This window comes from Mesorhizobium sp. ZC-5 (genome assembly GCF_025753855.1).
GTDB lineage: Bacteria > Pseudomonadota > Alphaproteobacteria > Rhizobiales > Rhizobiaceae > Neomesorhizobium.
Genome location: NZ_JAOWPT010000002.1, coordinates 514,080 through 538,089, shown reverse-complemented (window position 1 = coordinate 538,089; position 24,010 = coordinate 514,080). Strand labels below are relative to the sequence as shown.

The window sequence follows — 24,010 nt, the reverse complement described above, 5'->3', positions numbered from 1 at the left end:
CCTGCAATTCCCTGCCTGATCGATCGGCGCGCGGTGGCTGGTCGCCTATGCAAGCCCAGGCACGGTAGCGCGCTTGCGTTTTCGGATACTTTTCTGGCCCGGCAATGGCAAGTCGCTCAGGCCGGCGGTTTCTTCCTTCTCCGCATAGATCCAGTCGATGAAGACCTTGACGATCGGCGCCGACTTCAGGTCGTTGCGGCATGCGACATAGAAGGCATCGACCGCCGGCACCGACAGGTTGAAGGGCGAAACAAGCTGGCCCTTCGCCAGCAAGCCGCTGGCTGTGACCGTATCGCCGAGCGCCACGCCATGGCCGTGAACCGCGGCTTCGACCGACAGCCGGGCGTCGCTCATCAGGTGCTGCGGCCCGCGCGCCAGGTCGAGCGCATCGGCGGCGGTCAGCCATGTATGCCATTCGCGGCCGTCGTCGGCATGCAGCATGACATGATCGGCAAGGTCGCGGACGGTCCGGATCGCCTTGTTGTTGATCAAGGTCGGGCTCGCCACGGGAAACAGTTCCAGCCGCGACCAGAGCTTCAGCCAGCAGTCGCTCCAGTTGCCGTCGCCATAAAGAAGACAGACGTCGACGTCGGCCGAATGGATGTTGCCGGGGTTGTTGGACGCATTGAGCGTCAGCCGGATGCCGGGATATTGCGCGGTGAAGCTGCCCAGCCGCGGTATCAGCCAGAACGACAGCAGCGCCGGCACGCAACTGACGGTCAGCGCACCCGAACTGGTCGGGCGGGTCATGCGTGCCGTCGCAGCCGCGATGCCTTCGAAGGCATTGGAGACGGCCGGCAGCAGCTCCGCGCCTTGCGAGGTGAGTTTCAGCCGCTGCCCGGCGCGCTCGAAAAGCCGCACCTTGAGCGAAGCTTCCAGCGCCTTGATCTGGTGGCTGATGGCGCCGTGGGTCACGTGCAGTTCGGCCGCCGCCTTGGTCAACGAGCCATGGCGGGCCGTCGCCTCAAAGGCGCGCAGCGGGTTCAGCGGTGGAAGGCGCCTCGGCATGGCAGGCTCATGTGAAAAAATCTCACGCCAAACCCTATAACAATATCAATTGTCTTTTCAACGCTGCGCCGCGACAATCAGGAGCAGCGCATCATCAAGGCTTGGCGGAATGTCGGCGGCGTTCGCGAGGAATAATCTCGCGGGTGGATAGCGCGACAATCCGGAAACAGCGGGACCAAAGGTTTCCAGCGCTTCAGGAGGAATTTCGGCATGGCATGGGATCGCAGCAAGCTCGACGCGTTGCAGAAGAAGTACGGCGAGAGCCACGGCGGCGAGCTGTTCAATCCTCAATTCCGGCGCGTCGCCGACAAGATATTCTCCGAAAGCGGTACCCGGCTGGCGCCCTATTCCGGCATTCCGACCTTCCTCACCGCGCCGTACCTCCCCGTCGACAACGACACGCCGGATTTCGGGGACCTGCAGGTGGCGATGGTCGGCGTACCAATGGATCTCGGCGTCACCAACCGGCCGGGCTCGCGTTTCGGCCCGCGCGCATTGCGCACCATCGAGCGCATCGGCCCCTACAACCACGTGCTGGACTGCGCGCCGGTGCAGGACCTGCGGGTCGCCGATATCGGCGACGTATCGTTCCAGAGCCGCTACCGGCTGGAACTCAGCCATGACGACATCGAGCGCCGCATCAACCAGATCGTCGATGCCGGCGTGGTGCCGCTCTCGGTCGGCGGCGACCATTCGATCACCCATCCCATCCTCAAGGCGGTCGGCAAGAACGGCCCGGTCGGCTTGATCCACATCGATGCGCATTGCGACACCGGCGGCGCCTTCGACCAGACCAAGTTCCATCACGGCGGGCCGTTCCGCAACGCTGTGCTCGACGGCGTGCTCGACCCGACGCGCACCATCCAGATCGGCATCCGCGGCTCGGCCGAATATCTGTGGGAGTTCACCTACGAATCCGGCATGACAGTCATCCACGCCGAGGAGGTTCCGGGGCTTGGCATCCCGGCCGTCATCGAGCGGGCGAAGAAGATCGTCGGCGACGGGCCGACCTACCTGTCCTTCGACGTCGACAGCCTCGACCCGGCCTTCGCACCCGGTACCGGCACGCCGGAAGTCGGCGGCCTGACCACGCGGGAAGTGCTCGAAATCATCAGAGGCCTGAAGGGCGTCAACCTGGTCGGCGGCGATGTCGTCGAAGTGGCGCCGCAATACGATTCCACCACCAACACCGCGCATGCCGGCGCACAGGTGCTGTTCGAGATTCTGAGCCTGATGGTTTTCAGCCCCTTCGTCACTGGCCGGAAGGGCTGAGCGGGAATAAAGTCGACAACAAGACGGGAACATGCCGGGAATCCGGCTTCACAAGAGGAGTACTGAGATGAGCAAGTTTCTGGATCGCAATCTGACACGCCGCGCGGTGCTCGGCACCGGTCTCGCTGCCGCCGGCGTGCTGGCAATGCCTGCCGTGCTTCGCGCGCAGGACAAGTCGCTGAAGGTCGGCGTCTATGGCGGCTACTTCAAGGACAGTTTCGACAAGAACATCTTCCCGGAATTCACCAAGGCGAGCGGCATCGCCGTCGAATCCGTCGCCGAGCCGACCGGCGAAGCCTGGCTGGTGCAGCTCGAGCAGGCGGCAAAGGCCGGCCAGGCGCCGGCGGATGTCTCGATGATGTCGCAGACCTCGACGCTGAAGGGCCAATCGACCGAATTGTGGACGCCGATCGATCCGGCCAAGATCAAGAACTACGACAGCCTGCTGCCGCACTTCATCAACAAATACCAGGACGGCCGCGTCGCCGGTATTGGCGCGGTGGCCTGGTACATCACGCTGGTCAGCAACACCGACGTGTTCAAGGAAGCGCCGACCTCGTGGGCGGCGCTCTGGGAACCGGCCAATGCCGACAAGCTTGGGCTGCTGGCGCTCGCCTCGAACTCCTTCCTGCTTGAAGTGACGGCCAAAACCTTCATGGGCGGCACCAATGCGCTCGACACAGACGAGGGGCTGGAGAAGGCGTTTACCAAGCTTGCCGAGGTCAAGCCGAACGTGCGGCTGTGGTACCGCGACGAGGCGCAGTTCGAACAGGCGCTGAAATCCGGTGAAATCCCGATGGGCCAGTATTACCACGACGTCACCGGCCTTGCCGCCGCAGACGGCCATCCGGTTCGCTCGACCTTCCCGAAGGAAGGCGGCATCCAGGATTCGGGCAACTGGGTGCTGTCGCGCGCCTCGAAAAAGGTCGACGAAGCGCATGTGTTCATCGACTACATGAGCCAGCCGGCGATCCAGGGCTTGATGTCGCGCAAGGTCGGCACCGCGCCGACGCTGAAGAAGGACGTGCTCGACCTGACGCCGGAAGAGTTCGCGGCGGTGGCGTCGGAGATCGAGCCGATCATCCCGCGCTACGATCTCTATACGACCAAGGCCGACTGGATCAACCAGAAGTGGACCGAGCTGATCGTCAGCTGATGCTTTTCTTACCTTCTCCCCGGTCGCGGGGAGAAGGTGGCCCGAAGGGCCGGATGAGGGGGAATGTTAACCCCAGGGATTTCGCTGCCCCTCGTCTGCCTCCTGAGCCGGTCGAAGGGCGGCATCTTCTCCCTTTGCTAAGAAAAGACCGAGATGGCAATCGCTTCGCCTTCCCATTACCGTGTTGGATAATCGCAGAGTAGGGCAACACGCATGTCTGGCCTCTCCCTGAACGACATCACCAAGCAGTTCGGCGACTTCACCGCCGTCGACGATGTGCGCCTCGACGTGCCGCATGGCACTTTTGTCTGCCTGCTTGGTCCGTCCGGCTGCGGCAAGACCACGCTGCTCCGGATGATCGCCGGGCTGGAGGAACCGACCGCCGGCGCCGTCGTGCTCGACGGGAAGGACATCACGGCGGTCCCTACCCACAAGCGCGATCTCGGCATGGTGTTCCAGTCGTTGGCGCTGTTCCCGCATCTTTCTGTCGGCGACAACATTTCCTATCCGCTGCGCATTCGCGGCGCTTCGCGCAACGAACAGAACAAGCGCACCGAGGAACTGCTCACCCTCATCCACCTCTCCGGTTATGCCGACCGGCCGGTGGCAAAACTGTCCGGCGGCCAGCGGCAGCGTGTGGCGATTGCCCGCGCTCTCGCCATCTCGCCGAAACTCTTCCTGCTTGACGAGCCGCTGTCGGCGCTCGATGCCAAGCTGCGCGAGGCGATGCAGGTCGAACTCAGGCAACTGCAGCAGAAACTCGGCATCACCACCATCGTCGTCACCCACGACCAGCGCGAGGCAATGACCATGGCCGACCTCGTCGTCGTCATGGGCAATGGCAAGATCCGCCAGGCCGCTCCGCCGATCGAGATCTACCGCAGGCCGGCCGATGCCTTCGTCGCCGATTTCATCGGCTCGACCAACCTGCTCGAGGTCACGGCCGACAGTGCCGGCCGCGCCATCGTGCTCGGACAGGCCATCGCCGGCCTCAAGCTGCCGGGCGGCGTCGGCAAGGCCTCGCTGTCGATCCGCCCCGAGGACGTGCATCTCGACAAACCGGGCAAGGACGCCATCGACGGCACCGTCATCTTCGTGCGCGATCTCGGCGGCACCATCGAAACCTTCGTCGAAGCCGGCGGCGCCAACATTGTCTCGGTGGCGACGCCGCGCGAACGGCCCAACGTCAAGCAGGGCCAGAAAGTCGGCGTCGTGCTGCCGCCCGAAAGCTGCGTGGTGCTTGCCCTATGAGACGGGAGCCGCCGCGGTCGCTCGCCGATTACACGCCGCTGGTATTTCCGGCGCTGATGCTGACCGTGTTCTTCGTCATCCCGTTCTCGACGATGATCATGGTCTCGTTCTTCAGGCGCGATCCGGCCGGCTTCTTCAAGCCGGACTTCGTCGTCGACAATTATGCGCGCTTCCTCTCGCTGTTCTTCGGCAACGTGCTCGGCTTTTCGCTGATGCTCGCCATCATCGTCGCGCTTTGCTGCGTCGCCATCGCCTTTCCGTTCACCTATCTCCTGACCAAGCAGTCGCGGAAGGTGCAGACCGTCTGGCTGGTCTGCCTCCTGTCCGTGCTGTCGTTGTCGGAAGTCATCATCGGCTTCGCCTGGTCGACGCTGTTCTCGCGCACCGCCGGCATCACCAACCTCTTTGTCTGGCTTGGCCTGATGACCGAGCCCCAGGCGCTGCTGCCCGGTTTCGGCGCCGTGCTCACCGGCATGGTCTACCAGGCGCTGCCCTATACCATCCTGGTGCTCTACCCGGCGCTCGTGCGCCTCGATCCGACCTTGCTCGAAGCGGCGCGCACGCTCGGCGCCTCGCCCATCCGCGCCTTCCTCAATGTCGTCGTGCCGGCGCTGCGCAACACCATTGTGGCGACGCTGATCATGGTGTTCGTCTTCGCGCTGGGTTCCTACCTCCTGCCGCAGATCCTCGGGCGACCGCAGCACTGGACGCTATCGGTGCTGATCACCGACCAGGCTATCTACCAGTCGAACATCCCGTTCGCGGCGGCGATGGCGGTGTTCCTGGTGCTGATGTCGCTGGCGCTGGTCGGCCTGACGCTGCTGGTCGGACGCAGGGAGAACGCGGGATGACCGAACGATTGCTGCGCCGTTTCTATTTCTTCCTTGTCGGACTGTTCCTCGCCGCGCCGCTGATCGTGGTGGCCGGCGTCTCGGTCAACGAGAAGCAGGACCTCGCCTTCCCGCCGAAAGGCTTTTCGCTCGACTGGTACGCCGAGATCTTCGTCAATCCGGAATGGCGCAAGGCGCTAGTCGCCTCGATCCTGCTTGCCTTGAGCGCCGCCGCCATCGCCGTGGCGATCGCGCTGCCGCTGGCCTGGTTCCTGTGGCGGCGCATCGCTCCATGGGCCAACATCTTCCAGCTGCTCGGCGTCGCGCCGTTCATCCTGCCGCCGGTCATCACCGCGCTCGGCTTCCTCACCTTCTGGGCCAATGCCGGTTTCTACGGCCAGCCGTGGACGGCGGCGATCAGCCACGCCATCTTCTTCGTCACGCTGCCACTGGTGACGCTGTCGCTCGGCTTCGCTTCCATCGACCGCTCGCTGGTCGAGGCGGCTTCGACCATGGGTGCCGACGACCGCACGGTGCTCAAGACCGTGGTGCTGCCCCTCATCCTGCCCTATCTCGTCTCGGGATATGCCTTCGCCTTCGTTCTGTCGCTCAACGAATATATCGTCGCTTACATGACCGTCGGGTTCACCATGGAAACGCTGCCGATCAAGATATTCAATGCGCTGCGCTACGGCTACACGCCCACCATGGCGTCGGTGTCCGTGTTCTTTGTCGCCATCGCGGCACTGGTGTTCGGACTGATCGCGCGGTTCGGCGACATCAGGCGGCTGCTCGGCGCCATGTCCTCGGATTCCAACTGATGAAGCTCGCTGTTCTCCAGATGCAGGCGATGCCGGGCGATACCGCCGCCAACCTCGCCCGCATCGAGCAGGCCATGCGCGAAGCCGGCAAACAAGATGCCGACCTCTTGGTGACGCCGGAACTGGCGGTCACCGGTTATGGGGCCGGCGACGTCATCAAAGAGCTTGCCGAGAAACCCGACGGCGAGATCGCGACGCGGCTGCACGGCGTTTCGCTGGAAACCGGCGTCGCGGTCATCGCGGGTTTCGCCGAGCGCGATGGCGACACCGTCTACAACAGCGCCATGCTGGTCGACCGGCGCGGCGTGCTGGAAGTCTACCGCAAATCGCATCTCTACGGCCCCTACGAGCGCGACCTCTTCACGCCGGAAAAACCTTCCGCCGGCATCGTCGAATTCCGCGGCATCAAGCTCGGCATGCTGATCTGCTACGATGTCGAGTTCCCGGAAAATGTCCGCCGCCTCGCCCTTGCTGGCGCGCAAGCCGTACTGGTGCCGACAGCGCTGCCGGCGAGTGACCACGCAGCGCTGATCGCCCGCAAGCTCATCGCGGTGCGCGCCTTCGAGAACCAGATCTTCGTCGCCTATGTGAACCACTGCGGCGCCGACAGGCGCTTTGCCTATGCCGGCCTCACCGGCATAGCCGCCCCCGATGGTTCTATGCTTGCAGAAGCCAGCGAAACCGGCGAGGAACTGCTGTTCGCCGACCTCAAGCCGGACGATTTCGCTGCATCGGCGGCGGAGAACACCTACCTGGCCGATTTGCGGGTTTAGTGGGGATTGCGGTGCGTCCTTCGAGGCTCGCCCCTCGAACTTTCGCGCCAAGTTTTCTCACGCCAAGAGGGCTCGCACCTCAGAATGAGGACCGTGGTGCTGGCCGCCAGTTCTGAGACGTCGATGCTTAATCTCCGAGACGCCTACGATTGGCGATACGACGCCAGATGAAGCGCGCCTTCATCTGCGGTTGGCGGTGTTGCGCCAACAGTCCTCATCCTGAGGTGCGAGCCCTCTTCGACAGCCGAAATTGAGGAGCAAAACTTTGTTGGGCGAGCCTCGAAGGACGCGCTGAAACACCCCTACTCAAACCTTCCTGGCGCAAACATCGCCGCGGTCAGCCCCTGCTCGCCGAAATCCGCTGCAAGTGTATTGCCGAGCACCAGATCGGCCGCGAGCCGTCCCATTGCCGGCGCGGTCTGGATGCCGAAGCCACCCTGTCCGGCGAGCCAGAAGAAGCCTTCTTTCTCGCCGGAATAGCCGACCACCGGCACCCGGTCGCTGGCGAAGGTGCGCAGTCCAGCCCAGCGGTGCGCGACATGGCTGACGGCGACCGTCGTCGCCTGTTCGAGGTACCAGGCGGCGTAAGCGATATCGAGTTCTTCCGGCTGCGCGTCGCAGGGCTCGCTCTCGGTAGCGTCGGCGGGTGACACCAGCAGCCGGCCGGCCTCCGGCTTCATGTAAAACACCTCGTCGATCTCGCAGATTTCCGGCAGCGCGCCGACATCGATGCCGGCCGGCAAATCGACGGTGATCGCGGTGCGCCGGTAGGGCACGATGCCAAGCGGCTTCAGGCCAAACAGCGTGGCGGTCCTGTCGGCCCAGGCGCCGGCGGCGTTGACCACCGTTTTCGCCCTGACCTCGCCGGCCGTCGTTTCGAGTATCCAGACGTCCACCTCGCGACGCGCCGCCAGCACTTCCGCCTTGTTGACGATCGTCGCCTCGTTGCCGCGCGCCCCTTTTGCGCAGCCTTGCAACAGGTTCTCCGCCTCGATGTCCCAGCAATCCGGATCGTAGAAGGCGTCGACGACATACGCAGGATTTAGGATTGGTGCCCGTTCGATCGCCTGGTCGACCGTCAGCCGTTCGAGCCCGGGCCCGGCAGCACCTTCCTCGGCGAACACCTGCGCCAACCGTTCCGCCTTTTCGGCATCGGCGATCAACAGATTGCCGCGGCGTTTCAAAAGCTCGGTTTCGGTGAACCCCGCCGGCGGATTGGTGAGAAACGGATAGCTGACCTTCGCCAGTCTGCCGACAATCGCCGAGTGGAAGCGGAATGCAAACTCCGCCGCCGAGCGCCCGCTCGAATGGTAGCCGAGCGCAGTCTCGCGCTCGAGCACGGTGACGGAACGATGCGGGGAGAGGAAATAGGCCAGCGAGATGCCGGCGATGCCACCACCGATGACAGCAACGTCGACCGCTTCAGCCACGCGTACTCCCCCACTTTCCAGGCCGCGAGACTAGCCTTTCGGCGTCCCGGTTTCAAACTCCGCTACGCCAGAATCCGCTTGCCCAGCGCGCTGAGCAGATAGCCATAGGCGGATTCCAGCGCGGCCGGGTCCGGCTCGGCGCCGAGCCCCGCCAGAACGATGGCGCGCAGTTCCTCGCTGGCGGCCACTCGCTCCATCACCGTCGAGCATTCGCGGTAGCTCAATCCAGCCTCGCGCGGATCGGCATCCATGCCGCGAGCCACCGACGCATGCAGCACCAGCGCGAAACCGTCGGTCGTCTCGGTGACGCGCTTGATGGCGCGTCGCGTCGCTTCGCGGATGCCGACCAGATCGACATCCTCCATGGTGAAAGCCACGATGTCGCGCTCGCCGATGATCGCCGCCTGCTCCCTGGTGGCGGTGCGGATGCCAAGCAGAGCGGCAGCCTCCGGCGTGACCACGGCACCGATGTCGCCGGGATCGGAGTCCATCCAGAGCAGCCCGGACTCGACCGCTTCGACATCGGCGGTGGCAATCAATTCGTGGATGCCGTTGCGTCCCGGAATGATCCACAGCGGCAGGTCGGCAGGTTCCGGCGCGCCGTCGCGCTTGATCTCGAAGCCGAGCGCGGTCGCGCCGAGCAGGAACTGGCGCGTCTCCTCCAGGTCATGCACCGAAGCATCGGCGATCAGCCGGATCGCACTCGGCCGCGGCGCGATGTTCTCGCGGCCGGCGAGGTGCTTTTCGATATAGGGCGACAGCATCGCCTGCACCAGCGCGCCGTAATCCATCTCGAAGCGGATCGGGTCGCCGACCGCGAATTTCTTCGCCTCGGTGATGTCGACGATCAGATGGTCGCTGGAGGCGGTGACGATCTCGATGTTGCGATGCCGTGCTTTCAGCCCTTCCGGCCGGATATCGACACGGCCGAGATTGACGATGCCGCGCAATCGGGCGCCGCGGTCCTTGAAGGTCAGTCGATTGCCGAAGGCGTCGGGGCCGGTTTCGCCGTCCGGCAGGGACTGCTTGGTCTTCATCTCGACCAGTTCGGCCTCCAGCGTGAAGGCGCCGTCGTCATAGCCGGGCAACGTGCCTCCGGTGAAGCTGTTCTCGCCGCGCAGGATAGTCGAGCCGATGCGCAGATTGTTGATGCGCGCCGGCATCTTCACGCCTTCGGTTTCCATCAACGCAAGGTTGGCCGAATTGCCGCCGGAGACATAGTCGAGCCTGGTACCGAAACGCTGCTCGACATCGTCGGCGAGCCGCGCCAGCCGCTCGAGCTTCTCTACCGTCGGCAGGACGCCGCTGGCACACATGAAGTTGGCGCCGATGCCGGCAAGGCGCAGCGACGGCTCGGCCATCGCCGTCTGAGCGAGCGGGATCAAATCTTCCGGCGAGACGCCTTCGCGGCGGTCGCCCATTTCGAGCATCAGGATGACGTCGTGGACGACACCCTGCTCCTGCGCGGCCTCCGCCAAGGCGTCGAGCACCGCGGCTTCGGAATTCAGGCTGAGATCGCAGTGCCGCACCACGTCCGGCGCCTCGGTGACGGACGGGATGCGCAGCATCATGATCGGCGCCGAGATGCCCGCATGGCGCAGGCGCCGGACATTGTCGAGCCGCGAATCCGCCAGGCCGAAGACGCCGCCGCGCAGCATGGCGCGCGCCACCAGCGGCGAGCCGCAGGCCGCCTTGGTGACGCCGAACATGCCGATACCCTGCGGCTTCAGCGTGTCGGCCACGCGCCGCGTGTTTTCGGCGATGATATCCAGGTCGATGATGACGGAAGGCGCCGGCATTTTTCAGCTCTTCGCCGGCAGGACGGAGGCCTGCGCGCACAGATGTTCGAGGATCACCGAGGCGCCGAGCAGCGCAGTGATCTCGGTCGGGTCGTAGGGCGGCGACACCTCGACGACATCCATGCCGACGATGTTCGGTTTCGTCAGCGCGCGGATCGTGTCTATCGCCTCGTGCGGCAACAGCCCGTCGACCACCGGTGTGCCGGTGCCCGGTGCAAAGGCAGGATCGATGCTGTCGATGTCGAAGGTGAGGTAGCACGGCATGCCGTCGGTTACCCGCTCGATCTCGGCGACCAGCGCCTTGACGCCGTTGTCGCGAACCCAGGGCCGGTGCAGCACGGTGATCGGGTCGTCGAGGTCGTAATGCGTGCGGATGCCGATCTGGATCGATTTCGCCGGATCGATCAGCCGTTCATTCATAGCGAAGCGGACAAAGGAGCCATGGTCGAGGAAACCCGATTTCGCGGTGTCGCGATGCGCGTCGAACTGGATCAGCGCCAGCGGCCCTTGCACCTCAGCATGCGCCTTCAGAAGCGGGTAGGTCGTCAGGTGGTCGCCGCCGAGTCCGATCAGCCGGCTTCCGGATTTCAGCACATGCAGCGCCTGGTGATAGGCGTTCTCCAGCATCTCCTGCGGCTGGCCGCGCTGGTAGAAGACATCGCCATAATCCACCACCGCCAGCCGGTCGAACGGGTCGAACCCCCAGGGCCAGACTTCGCCCCACGACAGTTGCGTGGTCGCCCGCCGCAGCGCCTCCGGACCCAGGCGCGTGCCGGGGCGCCCCGAGGTCGAGAGATCGTAGGGGATGCCCATGACGGCATAGTCGACACCGGCGAGATCACGCGTCAGCCGCCGCCGCATGAAGCTGCGGGTGCCCGAAAACGGCATCTCCGTCTCGGTTCCCATCAGCGAGTCGTAGTCGAACGCCTGATCGCCCGGATGCACACGCGTCATGTTCCGCCCCTACGGATTTTGTTCGTTCTGCTTCGCACGAAAAGCGTTTGCCGGGAACACCGCGGGGTGCTCCCGGGACACAAATTGCGGCGCTAGAGCCTATCGGTGGTCAATCCGAGCTGGTCGCGGCGCAACCAGCGCACCAGCAGCAGCACCGCCACCACCGCGAGACCGGAGGAAAGGCCAATCCAGATGCCGTTGCCTTCGAAGCCGAAATGGAAGGCGAGCAGCACGCCGAGCGGCAGGCCGACGCCCCAGTAGCCGATCGCAGCCAGGATCATCGGCACCTTGGTGTCGTGCAGCCCGCGCAGCATACCGGCGGCCACCGCCTGCGCGCCGTCGAATATCTGGAACAGCGCGGCGAAGGACAGGAAGGTGACAGCCAGCCCGATCACCACCGTGTTGGCCGGATCGTCGAGGTTGATGAAGGCGCCGATCAGCACGCGCGGCCACAAAAGCATCACCAGCGCCATCAGCGCCATGAAGCCGACCCCGATCGCGTAGGCGGTCCAGCCGGCGCGGCTGATGCCGTCCGGATTCCTCGCGCCGTAGGCCAGGCCGACCCGCACGGTGACCGCCTGGTTGATGCCGAGCGGCACCATGAAGGTGACCGACGCGATCTGGATGGCGATGGCGTGCGCCGCCAGCGACGCCGAATTGATCAGTCCCATCAGGAATGCCGCCGCGTTGAAGATGGTCACCTCAAAGGCCAGAATGCCAGCGATCGGCAGGCCGAGCCTCAGCATTACTGCAAAGCGCGGCCAATCGGAGCGCCAGAAACGCCCGAACAGATGGTAGCGGCGGAACTGCCGCTCGAACGAGACGACCATGGCAAGGCCGCCGAACATGAAGGCGCTGGAGAGGCTTGTCGCCAGACCCGAGCCGGCGATGCCCATCTTGGGAAAGCCCAAATTGCCGAAGATGAGCAGCCAGTTGCCGAGCGCATTGAAGGCGACCGCAATGAACATGATGACCAGCGCCCAGCCCGGCCGCTCCAGTGCCGAGATGAACGAGCGCAGGACGATGTAGCCGTAGAAAGGCAGGATCGCCCATTGCAGCCAGCGCAGGTAGATGCCGGCCTGTTCCGCCAGCGCCGGCTCCTGCCCCATCGCCAGCAGAATGGCTTCGCCATTCCACAGGATGATCCAGATCGGAATGGCGCCGAGGATCGCCAGCCACAGACCCTGCCGGACCGTGCGCCTGATGTCGCGCACCGAATGGCGCCTGCGGCCAAGTTCGGTCGCCATCATCGGCGAGGCGGCATAGACCAGGCCGAGCCCGAGGATCAACGGTGCGAAATAGAGGTTAGAGCCGAGTGCGCCGGCCGCAAGCATGTCGGCGCCCAGCCGCCCGATCATCATGACGTCGGTCGCGGTCATCGCCACCTGGGCGAGATTGGTCAGAACCATAGGCCAGGAGAGCGCAAGCATCGCGCGAATCTCGCCGCGCCAGAGGCTTTCCGGCGCCCTCACGCCGGCTTCTATCGAGGACATTTTCAGGTCTTTCCGGTGGCGGCAGGGCCAATTCGCCAGTTACCGCTGATTCTTTCGCCGAAATCCGCTAATCTCGGCAATACATGGCGAATTTCTGAACGAAACGGCGCGTCATGGCAAGCCGCGGCGGGCGTTTTCGATTGGTGCAGCCTGCGGTGGAAGCCGCGGTTCAGGCGAACGGGTTCTCGACACGCGGCCAGATCGGCCGGTCGAGCTTGGTGTAGTTCGTGGTGCGCGGGTCGCTCGGATAAGAACTAGGCGCATTCACATAGATGATCTCCGCCGCGATCGGCTGGAAGCCGGCGTAGAAATGATTGGTCGACTTGACCAGCAGGATATCTTTCGACAGCGGGTCGATGCCGAGATTGGAGAAGATGTCCGGCTCGAAGGTCTGCGTCCGGTTGGTGTTGAGGATGACGTCGATCTCGGTGCCCTCGATATGGATCAGCGCCGTCGCGCCGAGTGTCACCCGGCTCGGCCCAAAACTCTGCCAGCCTTCCGCGACGGCCTTCAGCACCCGCACTTTCGCATCGACCGGCTCGCCGGCCTGCGGTCCGGCCTTGCCGCCGAAACGCAATTGGATCGTGGCGCCTTCGCCTGCCGCATGACAGAAGGTCACGGCGATCGGGTCCCAGATGGTGGCAACGCCAATTCTGCCGTGGCCGCGTTCGATCAGCTTCTTCAGGACGAAGGTGCCGTCGCCTGGAACGCCGCCGCCCGGATTGTCCCAGACATCGGCGATGACCGCCGGTTTTGCCGGATCGGCCTTGCGCACCGCGAAAGCCCGGTCGATGCCGTCGTCGGCGTTGACCATCGTCATCACGGTCTTTTCGCGCATGGCAAAAAGCTCCATACCGAGCCTTTCGGCCAGCGCATCGCCCTTGGCCCGATCGTTGTCGGTGACGACGATGATCCTCGTACCCATCTCCGGCACGTCGGCCGCCATGAAACCGTGTATGACCGAAACCGAGAGCACGCCGTCCTTGCCTTGCAATGCCTTCAGCCGGTCGACGAACGACCGCATCGGCTCGCGGCTGGTCGGCAGCACGGCGATCATCCGGCAGTCGAAGGTCGAGATCACCGGCCTTATGTCGCCGCGCGCCGCGGCGAGTCCGAGTTCGACCACATGCTCGCCGCGCTCGTAGAAATCGGTATGCGGGAATTCGAGGAACGCGGCCAGGATGTCCGCCGCCGCGACCCGCTTCGCCGTCAAATGGCTGTGCGGGTCGAGTTCCGAGGCGACGACGACATCAGGCCCGACGACTTCCCGGACGCGCGACAGGAGATCGCCTTCGCAATCGTCATAGCCTTGCGCCACCATGGCGCCGTGCAGGCCGAGGATCACCGCGTCGACCGGCAGCGCGGCGGAAAGCTGGCCGAGAATTTCGTCGCGCAGGTCTTCGTAGGCCTTGCGCTGGACGAGGCCACCGGGCTCGGCCCAGGTGGCCGTGCCCTCGATCACCGTCAATCCTTCCGCCGCGCGCCGGCGCAGGGCGACCATTGGCGACGAGCACAGCGTCGGCGTTTCCGGGTGCTTGCCCGGAGTGGCATAGAAGGCCATCTCGAACGAGGCGCGGTCGGTGGGCACCGGCGAGAACGTATTGGTTTCCGTCGCCAGCGAGGCTGTGAAGATGCGCATGATGCGGCGTGGCCTTGGCTTATTTCTGCGGTGCGTAGGCAACCGCCTCGATCTCGACCTTGATGTCGATCATCAGCCGGGATTCCACCGTGGTGCGCGCGGGCGGCTCCTTCGGGAAGTAGGTCGCATAGACCTTGTTCATGCCGCCGAAATCGCGCGCATCCTCGATCCACACCGTGGTCTTGACCACATCCTCCATGGTCGCGCCCGCCAATGCCAGTGCCGCCTTCACATTGTCGAGCACCTGCCTAGTCTGCGGCTCGATCCCGCCGTCCACCACGGAACCATCGCGCACCGGCACCTGGCCGGAAACGTAGACGAAGTCGCCAGCCCGCACCGCCGGCGACAGCGGCACATGGGAGGCTCCGAAGGTTTGCTTGCGCGACATTTACCGATGCTCCGTTGAAATTGGGGTGGTTCCCCCGCGCCGGCTTGAGCGCCCGCACAGGCGATTGTTGCGGCGGCGCATCCGGGAGGAAGATTTGGATGCGCCGCCGGCACGTCATCCGGATCTTTCCGGGGCAAGGACGATCCTCGCTTCTCCAGAGGCCCTTCCGGATGCCGTGATCACTTGATACATCCGCCACAACGTGACTTTCCTACATTATATGCAAAACTGGCCCATACAAGCACCTATTCTGTTGTTTATTTACATTTTTCGGCGTAGCACCGTGGTCAAGGATTTGGCTGTTTGGAGCGGACGGTTGACGCTTGAGGGCGAGTTCAGCGGGAAATCGGTTCTCGTCACCGGCGCCGGCGGCGGGCTCGGCCGGGCGCTGGTGGACATCTTCAGCACGCGTGGTGCGCGTGTCATCGCCTGCGACCAGTCCAGGGACGCGATGGTTGGCCTGCCGGCCGCCTCGACCCACGTCTTCGATCTGCTCGACCGCGCTGTCATGCCGGACGCAGTGAAGGCGATCGTCGAACAGGACGGCCTGCCGGACGTCGTCGTCAACAATGCCGGCTGGACCCGCGCCGAGACCATGGCTGCGCTGTCGCTCGACAGCATCGAGCGCGAGGTCGATCTCAACCTCACCGGCGTCATGGCCTTCACCAATGCGATGCTGGAAGCGATGGGTGCGGACGCCAAGGGCGCCTTCGTGTTCATCTCCTCGGTGAACGCGATTTCGCATTTCGGCAACCCGGCCTACGCCGCCGCCAAGTCAGGCATCAACGCCTACGCAAGGGCCATCGCCGTGGAATATGGCAGGCGCGGCATCAGGGCCAACGTCGTCTGTCCCGGCTCGATCCGCACGCCCGCCTGGGATCACCGCATCGCCAAGGACGCCAGCATTCCCGGCAAGCTGCAGCGGCTCTATCCGCTCGGGCGCATCGTCAACGCGACCGAGGTGGCCGAGGCCGTAGCTTTTCTCGCCTCCAACCGCGCATCGGGCATCACCGGCGCCGTGCTGCCGGTCGATGCCGGGCTCACCGCCGGCTGCCTGCCCTTCATCGACGACATATTGGGCGGCTGAGCCATGCAGCATGTCGCCGACATCATCACGCGCCTGCAGGCGATGACCCGGAAAGGGTCGAAATCCGACCGTCGGCTCGCCGCACTCGTCCTGTCGGACCTCGACTTCGCCTCCAAGGCGGCGATCTCCGACATCGCCGCCCGCGCCTCGGTCAGCGAGCCGACCGTGACCCGCTTCTGCCGCAGCCTCGGCTGCGAAGGCGTGCGCGATTTCAAGTTCTGGCTGGCGCAGGCGCTCGCCGTCGGCGGCGTCTACCTGAATCCTGAACCGCTCAACCGCGACGTCCGCGAACAGCGGGTCGTGTCGGCGGTGACCGAAGCGGCCATCGCGGCCATACAGCGCGCCAGCGCCGGTCTCGATATGAGCACGCTGCTTGAGGTCGGCGAACGGCTTGCTGCCTCGGCGCAGATCCTCTGCATCGGCTCCGGCGGTACCTCCTCCATGCTGGCGACCGAATTGCAGAACCGGCTGTTCCGCCTCGGCCTGTCGGTGACCTCGCAGGTCGACGGCGAGTTGCAGCGCATGTATGCCGCCGTGGCCAGCCCGGAAACCACAGTGATCGCCTTCTCGACGTCGGGCTTTGCGCGCTCGGTCATCGATGCCGTCAACCTGGCGCGACAGTACGGCGCCCACACCGTCGCGATTACCGCGCCGGGCTCGGCGCTCGCTACTGCCGCGGAAACGCTGATCGCTTTCCAGCCGATCGAGGACGGCAATATCTACAAGCCCACCTCGTCGCGTTTCGCGCTGCTGGCGATCCTCGACATGATCGCCACCGCGACCGCGGAAAGCTGCGACACGAAAGTCTTGGAAGGTCTGCGCCGCATCAAGCAGAGCCTGAACACATGGAAGATAGACGATCCCCGCCTGCCGATTGGTGATTGACTTGCCGAACCCCCGCACCATCCACGACATCGAAACGCCGGCCGTGCTGATCGACATCGACCGCGCCACCGCCAACATCGCCCGCGCTCAGGCCAATGCCGACAAGCACAGGCTGAAGCTTCGCCCCCACATCAAGACCCACAAGCTGCCCTATTTCGCCAGGCAGCAGGTGGATGCCGGCGCCGTCGGCATCACCTGCCAGAAGATCGGCGAGGTGGAAGTGATGGCCGAGGCCGGGCTCGCCGATATCTTCCTACCCTACAATATCCTCGGGCGGGTCAAGCTGGAGCGGCTGCACGCCTTGCACGGCAAAATAACGCTCTCCGTCACCACCGACAGCGCGGAGACTCTGGCCGGACTTGCGGCGACCTTCACCGACGCCGGGCACCGGTTGAAGGTGCTGGTCGAATGCGACACCGGCATGGGCCGCTGCGGCGTGCAAACGGCGGCGGAAGCGCTTGAACTGGCCAAGGGGATCGACCGCGCCGCAGGTCTCTCGTTCGGCGGGCTGATGACCTACCCGGCCGCCGGCCGCGCCGCGGAAGCCGACACCTGGCTCTTCGAAGCGCGCGACATGCTGAAAGACGCCGGGCTCGACTGCCAGACGGTTTCGAGCGGCGGCACGCCCGACATCTGGCGTTCCGGCGACACGAAAGTCGTCACCGAATACCGCCCCGGCACCTACATCTATCTCGACCGCTACCAGGTCGCCAAAGGCGTCGGCGGCATCGACGACTGCGCGCTGACCGTGCTGTCGACCGTCGTCAGCCATCCGACCCCGACGCGCGCCATCCTCGACGCCGGTTCGAAGGCGATGTCCAGCGACACGCTGGGCCTGCCGGATTTCGGCGAGCTGGTCAGCATCCCCGGCGCGCTGGTGACCGGCCTCAGCGAAGAGCACGGCACCGTCACGCTTTCTGGCGACGCGAAACTGTCGATCGGCCAACGCGTGCGGGTACTGCCCGACCACGTCTGCGTGGTCACCAACCTCTTCGACACGGTGCATCTGATTTCGGGCGAAACGGTCGTCGACATCCTGCCCGTAGCGGCGCGCGGCCGCCTCACCTGATCCTTGAACCGGAGCCAACCATGAGCCACGCTGAAAATCCGTTCGGCAACGACGCCGACCGCTACGCCATCTGGGACATGCTGGTGACTCGCGACATCGCCGCTTTCGTCACAGCCGACTGGTCGATGGTCGCCGGCGATTTCGACGAGCCGCGCTTTCTCGGCATCCACGCCCACAATTCGCCCAACCCGGACGAATGGAACGCCGCCTTCCCGACACTCGCCGAGTACAAAGCGGAGTGGCTGCGGCAGGCGCATGAAACCGCGGCGGTAAAATTCGCCGAACCGCTGGCTGCCGGCATTCACCGCGCCACCAGCCTCACCGAAATCGACATCACCGGCGACGTCGCACTGGCGCGCAAGAAGTTCGACGGCAGGATCGCCAAGGCCGACGGCAGCTTCGACGTGCTCAACTGGCAGACGCTGTATTTCTGCCGCAAGGTCGACGGTCGCTGGAAAATCAGCGGCTTCGTCGGCTACATGAAGTACCGGTAAGTTCCGGGTCTTCTCAGGCTGGCAGCACCGCCGTCGCCTCGATCTCGACCTTGGCGCGGTCCTCCATCAGCGCCACCACCTGCACCGCGCTCATGGTCGGATAGTGCCGGCCCATGACGCTCTTGTAGGCTTCACCGAGTTCCTTCAGCCGGGCGAGATATTCCTTTTTGCTGGTGACGAACCAGGTCAGCCGCACGATGTGCTCCGGCTTGCCGCCCGCTTCCGCAAGTACGGCCACGATGTTTTTCAGAACCTGGCGCGTCTGCTCGATGAAATCGTCGGTCTCGAAGACCTGGTCGGCGTTCCAGCCGATCTGGCCGCCGAGGAACACGGTGCGACCTTCCGTGACGATGCCGTTGGCGTAACCCTTCGCGGCTTTCCAGTTGGCCGGATGAAGTGCCTGATGGGCGGGCTGCGACATGATTTTCTCCGATCGTGACATAAGTTCAGACGCCGAGGTAGCGGTCCTGCAATTCGGCCGTCAGCTCGCCAGGCAGGCCGCTCCAGACGGTCTGGCCCTTTTCGAGCACGAAGGCGCGGTCGGCGACCGGCAGCAGTTCCGACAGCGTCTTGTCGACCACCAGGATCGACTGGCCGTCGGCCTTCAGCGTGCGGATCGCCGCCCAGATGTCCTGGCGGATCACCGGCGCCAGACCTTCCGTGGCCTCGTCGAGGATCAGCAGCCTGGGGTTGGTCATCAGCGCGCGGCCGATCGCCAGCATCTGCTGCTCGCCGCCGGACAGCGTGTTGGCATACTGGTCGCGCCGCTCGGCAAGGCGCGGAAACAAGGCATTCACCCGGGCAATGGTCCAGTCGCCCTCGCGGGCCGCCGCGATCAGGTTTTCGCGAACGGTCAGGTTGGGGAAGCAGCGGCGGCCTTCCGGCACCAGCCCGATGCCGAGCCGGGCGATGCGGTGGGCGCTCATGCCGGTGATCGTCCTGCCGCCCAGCCGGATCGTACCTGCCCGCCCGCGCAACAGCCCGAGGATCGACGAAATCGTCGTCGTCTTGCCCATGCCGTTGCGGCCCATCAGCGCCACCACCTCGCCCTCGCCAACGGCAAGCTCGACGCCGAACAGTGCCTGCGAGGCGCCGTAGAAGGTTTCCAGGCCGGAGACTTCGAGCAGGGTCATGTGTGCTCTCCCAGATAGGCGCGCCGTACCTCCGGGTCGCGGCGGATCTCGTCGACCGAACCCGTCGCGATGACGCGGCCATAGACCAGCACCGAGATGCGGTCGGCCAGCGCGAACACGGCATCCATGTCGTGCTCGACCAGCAGGATCGGCGCTTCGCGGCGAAGCCCGTCGAGGAAGCCGGTCAGGTCCTTCGCGCCTTCGGGACCCATGCCGGCCATCGGCTCGTCGAACAGGAAAGCCTTTGGCCCCAAGGCGAGGGCAATGGCAATCTCCAGCTTGCGGCGCTCGCCATGCGACAGCTCCGCCGCCGGCAACCGGGCGCGGCCGGCAAGTCCCACCCGCTCCAGCATCGACATGGCCGGGTCGGTCAGCGACCTGTCGCGCATCACCGGGCGAAAGAAGCGGAAGCTCGATCCCTGCGCGGCCTGCTGCGCCAGCATGACGTTGCGCAGTGCCGAAAATTCCGGCGCCAGCGACGAGATCTGGAACGAGCGGCCGAGCCCCTTCCTCGCCCGCGCCGCCATGCCGAGCCCGCCGACATCCTCGCCGAGGAATTCGATCGCGCCGCTGTCCTGCCGGATCGATCCCGATATCTGGTGAATCAGCGTCGTTTTGCCGGCGCCGTTGGGGCCGATCAGCGCGTGGATCTCGCCCGGCTTCAGGTCGAGGCTGACATTGTCGGTCGCCTTTAGCGCACCGAAGTTCTTGCGCAGTTCGCGGATGGAGAGGACCGGTTCAGCCATGGCGCGATTTTCCGGCAACGAGACCGATAAGGCCGCCCCGCGCAAACAGAACGACACCGAGCAGGATCAGCCCGAGGAAGAGCTGCCAGCGCTCGGTCAGGCCGCCGAGCACCGATTCGATCAGCACGAACAGCATGGCGCCGGCGACCGGTCCGAACAGGCGCCCGGTGCCGCCGAGGATGATCAGCACGATCAGTTCGCCCGACATCTGCCACGACAGCATTGACGGGCTGGCGAAGCGGTTGAGGTCGGCATAAAGCGAGCCGGCAAGTGCAGCGACCATCGCCGAGATGACGAAGGCGACAAGCCGCACCGGAAACGGCCCGATGCCGACGGCGGCAAGCCGCGTCTCGTTCTGCCGCGCCGCCTGCAACGCGGCGCCGAAGCGCGAAGCGCGGACGCAGGCAAACAGCAGCAATGCGACCATGAGGACGCCGTAGCAGATGAGGAAAAAGCTCAACGGCACCGCCGTGTTGACGCCCGGGAATGTGCCGCGCATGGCAATCGACAGGCCGTCCTCGCCGCCATAGGCCGGCCAGGAGATGGCGAAATAATAGATCATCTGGGCGAACGCCAGGGTGATCATGATGAAATAGACGCCTGAGGTTCTGAGGCTGATCGCGCCGATGGCGAGCGCTACCGGCCCGGAGACGGCCACCGCGACGAACCAGGCGACCAGCATCTGTTCCGAGCTTTCGATCTCGAAAGGCCAGGTGAGCAGCGGCTGCATGTTCAGCGCATGCGTCGACAGGATGCCCGCTGCATAGCCGCCGATGCCGAAGAAGGCGGCATGGCCGAACGAGACCAGCCCGCCGAGCCCGAGCGCCAGGTTGAGCCCCACCGCCGCCAGCGCCAGGATTGCCATGCGCGTCGCCAGCGTAACGTAGAACGGCTCGTCCATCGCCAGCGCCGCAAACGGCATGGCCAACAGGAGCGCCGCGAGTACGGTATTGATGAGGATTTCGCGCGTGAATTTCATCAGCTGTTCGCCGCGAACAGGCCTTGCGGCCGGAATGCCAGAATCAGCGCCATGACGATGTAGATCAGCATCGAGGCGAGCGCAGCGCCGACGGTGGCGCCTTGCGACGCACCCATTGCCAGCGCAAAAGCCTTCGGCAGCAGGAAGCGGCCGAGCGTGTCGACCAGCCCGACCAGGATCGCGCCGACCAGCGCACCCTTGATCGATCCGATGCCGCCGATGACGATGACGACGAAGGCGAGAATCAGCACCGGCTCGCCCATGCCGACCTGCACCGATTGCAAAGCGCCGACAAGGGCGCCTGCGAGACCGGCCAATGCTGCGCCGAGCGCGAACACCACGGTGTAGAGGGTGCGGATGTCGACGCCGAGCGCGCCGATCATCTCGCGGTCGGACTGGCCGGCGCGGATCTGCATGCCGAGCCTGGTTTTCGAGATCAGCAGGTAGAGGCCGACTGCCACCAGAATGCCGACGCCGATGATCGCCAGCCGGTATAGCTGGTAGCGGGCGCCGCCGGGCAGGTCGACCGCGCCTGAAAGCACGGGCGGAATGTCGAGATAGAGCGGGAACGACCCGAACAGCCAGCGGGTGCCTTCGGAAAAGATCAGGATCAGCGCGAACGTCGCCAGCACCTGGTCGAGATGGTCGCGATCATAGAGGCGCCGGACAACCAGCAGCTCGACGATGGCACCTGCCGCGGCCGCCGCGGCAAGGCTTGCCGCGAGCCCGAGCCAGAACGAGCCGGTCGCCGCCGCAACCGCCGCGCAGGCGAAGGCGCCGACCATGTAGAACGAGCCGTGCGCCAGGTTGATCAGGCCCATGACGCCGAAGATGAGCGTCAGCCCAGCCGCCATCAGGAACAGCATGACGCCGAATTGCAGGCCGTTCAGGATCTGCTCGATGAGAAGGGCGCTAGACATCGGATACGCACGCCTTGTTCGAGCGACTGTGACGGACGCCTCTGCATCCTTTTATCGGCTCGGCGGAACCAAAAGCGCGCAGGGCGATTGCTGGTCGATACAACAACAGGAGAGGAAGCCGACTATGAAAACCCTGGCTGAGCTGTTCGAACACACCCTGCAGGATGTCTATTACGCCGAAAACGCATTGACGAAAGCGCTTCCAAAGGTCGCCAAAGCCGCCGGCGACGCTAAGTTGAAGCAGGCGGTGGAAGATCACCTCAAGCAGACCCGGGGCCATATCCAGACCTTGAAGAAGGTGTTTGCGTCGCTGAACGTGCCGGCCAAGGGCGAGAAGTGCGACGCGATCGAGGGCCTGATCAAGGAAACCGACGGCATCATCAAGGAAGCCTCCGGAAAGGCCCTCAACGCCGGTCTTCTGGCGGCCGCGCAGTCCGTCGAGCACTACGAGATCTCGCGTTACGGCTCTCTGCGGGAATGGGCGAAGGTGCTGGGTCATGACGAAGCGCACAAGCTGCTGAGTAAGATTCTCGACGAGGAGAAGGCCGCGAACAGTAAGCTGACCGACCTGGCTGTCGGCGGAATCAACAAGAAATAGCCGGTTTGTCGATGTCATCGGCCTCGTGCAAGGGAGGCCGATGACATGAAGATCGCTGCTATTGCAATGCGCAGTCCTTCGCATAGGCGTCGGCATGGTCGGTGAAGCTGGTGCCGATGATCTTGTTGGTCAGCACGTCGCCTTCCTTCACCACTTCGCGCACATAGATGTCCTGGATCGGGTGGTTGTTGGTGTTGAACTTGAACTTGCCACGCACCGATTCAAACTCCGCGGCCTTGAGCGCCGCGCGGAAGGCGTCGGCATCCTTGACGCTGGCCTTGCCGGAAGCGGCAATGATCAGGTTGGCGGTGTCGTAAGCCTGCGCCGCATAGATCGAAGGCAGGCGGTTGTACGCCTTCTGGAATTCCTCGACGAACTTCTTGTTGGCGGCATTGTCGAGATCCTTCGACCACGAGGCTGAGTTCTTGGCGCCCACGGCGGCGTCGCCGATGGCGCCAAGCACGTCCTGACTGAACGAGAAGCCCGGTCCCATCAGCGGGATTTCGACGCCCGATTGCGCGTACTGCTTGACGAAGGCGATGCCCATGCCGCCGGGCAGGAAGAAGAACACGGAGTCGGCGCCCGAATCGCGGATCTGCGCGATCTCGGCCGCATAATCGGTCTGGCCGAGTTTGGTGTAGACCTCGCCGGCCAGTTCACCCTTGTAGAAGCGCTTGAAGCCGTTCAGCGAGTCGGTGCCGGCCGGGTAGTTCGGCGCCAGGATGAACATCTTCTTGATGCCCTCCTGCTGCGCATAGTTGCCCATCGCCTCATGGAAATTGTCGTTCTGGTAGGCGACGTTGAAATAGTTCTGGTCGCACTTGGCGCCGGCCAGCGGCGACGGCCCGGCATTGACCGACAGGTAGAACTTGCCCTGCGCGACAGCGTTCGGCACCACCGCCATCGCGAGGTTCGACCAGATGATGCCGGTCAGAACGTCGACCTTGTCGCTCTGGATCATCTTGTCGGCGATCTGCACCGCCAGTTCCGGTTTCATCGCGTCGTCCTCGGTGACGACCTCGATGTCCTTGTTGCCGGAAAGCGTCAGTGCCAGCATGAAGCCGTCGCGCGCGTCGATGCCGAGCCCGGCGCCGCCGCCCGAAAGCGTGGTGATCATGCCGACCTTCACCGGTTCGGCAAAGGCCAGGCCCGATACGCCGAGTGCAAGTCCGAACAGGCCCGCTGCAAGAATGTTCCTCATTTTCTGGTCTCCCTTTTCATTGTCGTTCCCGTTTTTTCACCATGCCGGAACGTCCTCGTTCCGGCATGTCTTCGTCGAGCCGCT

24 protein-coding genes are annotated in these 24,010 nt (G+C 64.5%); 11 read left to right on the top strand and 13 right to left on the bottom strand.

The window, feature by feature from the left end:
• Nucleotides 1-45: 45 nt before the first annotated feature.
• The gene (gcvA, locus tag OHD58_RS05860) at nt 46-1,008 is read right to left on the bottom strand and encodes a transcriptional regulator GcvA (protein ID WP_263802122.1); all 963 of its coding nucleotides are present in this window, start codon (nt 1,006-1,008) and stop codon (nt 46-48) included.
• Between the two features lie 210 nt (nt 1,009-1,218).
• On the opposite strand from gcvA, the gene speB (OHD58_RS05855) reads away from it, so the two are divergent.
• The 6 genes from speB (OHD58_RS05855) to OHD58_RS05830 all read left to right on the top strand — a co-directional run bounded on the left by speB (OHD58_RS05855) (nt 1,219) and on the right by OHD58_RS05830 (nt 7,111).
• Nucleotides 1,219-2,280, top strand: coding sequence for an agmatinase (speB, locus tag OHD58_RS05855; protein ID WP_263802121.1), 1,062 nt, complete (start codon nt 1,219-1,221; stop codon nt 2,278-2,280).
• A 67-nt stretch (nt 2,281-2,347) separates the two neighbouring features.
• Nucleotides 2,348-3,436 carry an ABC transporter substrate-binding protein gene (locus OHD58_RS05850; protein ID WP_263802119.1) on the top strand — a complete coding sequence of 363 codons (1,089 nt, stop codon included), beginning with the start codon at nt 2,348-2,350 and terminating at the stop codon, nt 3,434-3,436.
• 213 nt (nt 3,437-3,649) lie between these two features.
• Nucleotides 3,650-4,687, top strand: coding sequence for an ABC transporter ATP-binding protein (locus OHD58_RS05845; RefSeq protein WP_263802118.1), 1,038 nt, complete (start codon nt 3,650-3,652; stop codon nt 4,685-4,687).
• Nucleotides 4,684-5,538 (top strand): ABC transporter permease, encoded by an 855-nt coding sequence (locus tag OHD58_RS05840; protein ID WP_263802117.1) that lies wholly within the window; start codon nt 4,684-4,686, stop codon nt 5,536-5,538. The genes OHD58_RS05845 and OHD58_RS05840 overlap by 4 nt, the downstream gene beginning before the upstream one ends.
• Nucleotides 5,535-6,338 (top strand): ABC transporter permease, encoded by an 804-nt coding sequence (locus OHD58_RS05835; RefSeq protein WP_263802116.1) that lies wholly within the window; start codon nt 5,535-5,537, stop codon nt 6,336-6,338. Before OHD58_RS05840 ends, OHD58_RS05835 begins: the two co-directional genes overlap by 4 nt.
• Complete coding sequence (locus OHD58_RS05830) at nt 6,338-7,111, top strand: carbon-nitrogen hydrolase family protein (RefSeq protein WP_263802115.1); 774 nt, start codon at nt 6,338-6,340, stop codon at nt 7,109-7,111. Before OHD58_RS05835 ends, OHD58_RS05830 begins: the two co-directional genes overlap by 1 nt.
• A gap of 302 nt (nt 7,112-7,413) precedes the next feature.
• Here OHD58_RS05830 and OHD58_RS05825 read toward each other — a convergent pair whose 3' ends face one another.
• The 6 genes from OHD58_RS05825 to OHD58_RS05800 all read right to left on the bottom strand — a co-directional run bounded on the left by OHD58_RS05825 (nt 7,414) and on the right by OHD58_RS05800 (nt 14,814).
• Complete coding sequence (locus OHD58_RS05825; protein WP_263802114.1) at nt 7,414-8,541, bottom strand: NAD(P)/FAD-dependent oxidoreductase; 1,128 nt, start codon at nt 8,539-8,541, stop codon at nt 7,414-7,416.
• 62 nt (nt 8,542-8,603) lie between these two features.
• Nucleotides 8,604-10,340, bottom strand: a complete 1,737-nt coding sequence (locus OHD58_RS05820) for an alanine racemase (protein ID WP_263802113.1) — start codon at nt 10,338-10,340, stop codon at nt 8,604-8,606.
• Between the two features lie 3 nt (nt 10,341-10,343).
• The gene (gene speB, locus OHD58_RS05815) at nt 10,344-11,294 is read right to left on the bottom strand and encodes an agmatinase (RefSeq protein ID WP_263802112.1); all 951 of its coding nucleotides are present in this window, start codon (nt 11,292-11,294) and stop codon (nt 10,344-10,346) included.
• Between the two features lie 92 nt (nt 11,295-11,386).
• Nucleotides 11,387-12,787, bottom strand: coding sequence for an MATE family efflux transporter (locus OHD58_RS05810; protein ID WP_263802111.1), 1,401 nt, complete (start codon nt 12,785-12,787; stop codon nt 11,387-11,389).
• Between the two features lie 169 nt (nt 12,788-12,956).
• Complete coding sequence (locus tag OHD58_RS05805; RefSeq protein ID WP_263802110.1) at nt 12,957-14,426, bottom strand: M81 family metallopeptidase; 1,470 nt, start codon at nt 14,424-14,426, stop codon at nt 12,957-12,959.
• 19 nt (nt 14,427-14,445) lie between these two features.
• Nucleotides 14,446-14,814, bottom strand: a complete 369-nt coding sequence (locus tag OHD58_RS05800) for a RidA family protein (protein ID WP_263802109.1) — start codon at nt 14,812-14,814, stop codon at nt 14,446-14,448.
• Nucleotides 14,815-15,130: 316 nt separating this feature from the next.
• On the opposite strand from OHD58_RS05800, the gene OHD58_RS05795 reads away from it, so the two are divergent.
• The 4 genes from OHD58_RS05795 to OHD58_RS05780 are packed head-to-tail and all read left to right on the top strand — an operon-like array spanning nt 15,131 to nt 18,349.
• Nucleotides 15,131-15,901 (top strand): SDR family oxidoreductase, encoded by a 771-nt coding sequence (locus OHD58_RS05795; protein WP_263802108.1) that lies wholly within the window; start codon nt 15,131-15,133, stop codon nt 15,899-15,901.
• Between the two features lie 3 nt (nt 15,902-15,904).
• Nucleotides 15,905-16,786, top strand: coding sequence for a MurR/RpiR family transcriptional regulator (locus OHD58_RS05790; protein WP_263802107.1), 882 nt, complete (start codon nt 15,905-15,907; stop codon nt 16,784-16,786).
• Between the two features lies 1 nt (nt 16,787).
• Nucleotides 16,788-17,855, top strand: a complete 1,068-nt coding sequence (locus OHD58_RS05785; RefSeq protein ID WP_263802106.1) for a D-TA family PLP-dependent enzyme — start codon at nt 16,788-16,790, stop codon at nt 17,853-17,855.
• Between the two features lie 20 nt (nt 17,856-17,875).
• Nucleotides 17,876-18,349, top strand: a complete 474-nt coding sequence (locus OHD58_RS05780; RefSeq protein ID WP_263802105.1) for a hypothetical protein — start codon at nt 17,876-17,878, stop codon at nt 18,347-18,349.
• A gap of 13 nt (nt 18,350-18,362) precedes the next feature.
• On the opposite strand, the gene OHD58_RS05775 is transcribed toward OHD58_RS05780, so the two are convergent.
• Genes OHD58_RS05775 through OHD58_RS05755 form a run of 5 tightly spaced genes read right to left on the bottom strand, consistent with a single transcriptional unit; the run spans nt 18,363 to nt 22,127 of the window.
• On the bottom strand, nt 18,363-18,770 hold the full coding sequence (locus OHD58_RS05775) for a RidA family protein (RefSeq protein WP_263802104.1): 408 nt from the start codon (nt 18,768-18,770) through the stop codon (nt 18,363-18,365).
• Nucleotides 18,771-18,795: 25 nt separating this feature from the next.
• Nucleotides 18,796-19,482, bottom strand: coding sequence for an ABC transporter ATP-binding protein (locus OHD58_RS05770; protein WP_263802103.1), 687 nt, complete (start codon nt 19,480-19,482; stop codon nt 18,796-18,798).
• Complete coding sequence (locus tag OHD58_RS05765; RefSeq protein WP_263802101.1) at nt 19,479-20,228, bottom strand: ABC transporter ATP-binding protein; 750 nt, start codon at nt 20,226-20,228, stop codon at nt 19,479-19,481. Before OHD58_RS05765 ends, OHD58_RS05770 begins: the two co-directional genes overlap by 4 nt.
• Nucleotides 20,221-21,207, bottom strand: coding sequence for a branched-chain amino acid ABC transporter permease (locus OHD58_RS05760; protein ID WP_263802100.1), 987 nt, complete (start codon nt 21,205-21,207; stop codon nt 20,221-20,223). Before OHD58_RS05760 ends, OHD58_RS05765 begins: the two co-directional genes overlap by 8 nt.
• On the bottom strand, nt 21,207-22,127 hold the full coding sequence (locus tag OHD58_RS05755) for a branched-chain amino acid ABC transporter permease (protein ID WP_263802099.1): 921 nt from the start codon (nt 22,125-22,127) through the stop codon (nt 21,207-21,209). The genes OHD58_RS05760 and OHD58_RS05755 overlap by 1 nt, the downstream gene beginning before the upstream one ends.
• 124 nt (nt 22,128-22,251) lie before the next feature.
• Here OHD58_RS05755 and OHD58_RS05750 point away from each other — a divergent pair, with 124 nt between their 5' ends.
• A complete protein-coding gene (locus tag OHD58_RS05750; RefSeq protein WP_263802717.1) occupies nt 22,252-22,725 on the top strand; it encodes a ferritin-like domain-containing protein in 474 nt (157 codons plus the stop codon).
• A 58-nt stretch (nt 22,726-22,783) separates the two neighbouring features.
• Here OHD58_RS05750 and OHD58_RS05745 read toward each other — a convergent pair whose 3' ends face one another.
• A complete protein-coding gene (locus tag OHD58_RS05745; RefSeq protein ID WP_263802098.1) occupies nt 22,784-23,926 on the bottom strand; it encodes an ABC transporter substrate-binding protein in 1,143 nt (380 codons plus the stop codon).
• Between the last annotated feature and the right edge of the window lie 84 nt (nt 23,927-24,010).

Excerpts from the sequence above, each read along its gene's own strand:
- gcvA (WP_263802122.1), bottom strand. The coding sequence starts at position 1,008 with ATGCCGAGGCGCCTTCCACCGCTGAACCCGCTGCGCGCCTTTGAGGCG.
- speB (WP_263802121.1), top strand. The coding sequence starts at position 1,219 with ATGGCATGGGATCGCAGCAAGCTCGACGCGTTGCAGAAGAAGTACGGC.
- OHD58_RS05850 (WP_263802119.1), top strand. The coding sequence starts at position 2,348 with ATGAGCAAGTTTCTGGATCGCAATCTGACACGCCGCGCGGTGCTCGGC.
- OHD58_RS05845 (WP_263802118.1), top strand. The coding sequence starts at position 3,650 with ATGTCTGGCCTCTCCCTGAACGACATCACCAAGCAGTTCGGCGACTTC.
- OHD58_RS05840 (WP_263802117.1), top strand. The coding sequence starts at position 4,684 with ATGAGACGGGAGCCGCCGCGGTCGCTCGCCGATTACACGCCGCTGGTA.
- OHD58_RS05835 (WP_263802116.1), top strand. The coding sequence starts at position 5,535 with ATGACCGAACGATTGCTGCGCCGTTTCTATTTCTTCCTTGTCGGACTG.
- OHD58_RS05830 (WP_263802115.1), top strand. The coding sequence starts at position 6,338 with ATGAAGCTCGCTGTTCTCCAGATGCAGGCGATGCCGGGCGATACCGCC.
- OHD58_RS05820 (WP_263802113.1), bottom strand. The coding sequence starts at position 10,340 with ATGCCGGCGCCTTCCGTCATCATCGACCTGGATATCATCGCCGAAAAC.
- speB (WP_263802112.1), bottom strand. The coding sequence starts at position 11,294 with ATGACGCGTGTGCATCCGGGCGATCAGGCGTTCGACTACGACTCGCTG.
- OHD58_RS05810 (WP_263802111.1), bottom strand. The coding sequence starts at position 12,787 with ATGTCCTCGATAGAAGCCGGCGTGAGGGCGCCGGAAAGCCTCTGGCGC.
- OHD58_RS05805 (WP_263802110.1), bottom strand. The coding sequence starts at position 14,426 with ATGCGCATCTTCACAGCCTCGCTGGCGACGGAAACCAATACGTTCTCG.
- OHD58_RS05800 (WP_263802109.1), bottom strand. The coding sequence starts at position 14,814 with ATGTCGCGCAAGCAAACCTTCGGAGCCTCCCATGTGCCGCTGTCGCCG.
- OHD58_RS05790 (WP_263802107.1), top strand. The coding sequence starts at position 15,905 with ATGCAGCATGTCGCCGACATCATCACGCGCCTGCAGGCGATGACCCGG.
- OHD58_RS05780 (WP_263802105.1), top strand. The coding sequence starts at position 17,876 with ATGAGCCACGCTGAAAATCCGTTCGGCAACGACGCCGACCGCTACGCC.
- OHD58_RS05775 (WP_263802104.1), bottom strand. The coding sequence starts at position 18,770 with ATGTCGCAGCCCGCCCATCAGGCACTTCATCCGGCCAACTGGAAAGCC.
- OHD58_RS05770 (WP_263802103.1), bottom strand. The coding sequence starts at position 19,482 with ATGACCCTGCTCGAAGTCTCCGGCCTGGAAACCTTCTACGGCGCCTCG.
- OHD58_RS05765 (WP_263802101.1), bottom strand. The coding sequence starts at position 20,228 with ATGGCTGAACCGGTCCTCTCCATCCGCGAACTGCGCAAGAACTTCGGT.
- OHD58_RS05760 (WP_263802100.1), bottom strand. The coding sequence starts at position 21,207 with ATGAAATTCACGCGCGAAATCCTCATCAATACCGTACTCGCGGCGCTC.
- OHD58_RS05755 (WP_263802099.1), bottom strand. The coding sequence starts at position 22,127 with ATGTCTAGCGCCCTTCTCATCGAGCAGATCCTGAACGGCCTGCAATTC.
- OHD58_RS05750 (WP_263802717.1), top strand. The coding sequence starts at position 22,252 with ATGAAAACCCTGGCTGAGCTGTTCGAACACACCCTGCAGGATGTCTAT.
- OHD58_RS05745 (WP_263802098.1), bottom strand. The coding sequence starts at position 23,926 with ATGAGGAACATTCTTGCAGCGGGCCTGTTCGGACTTGCACTCGGCGTA.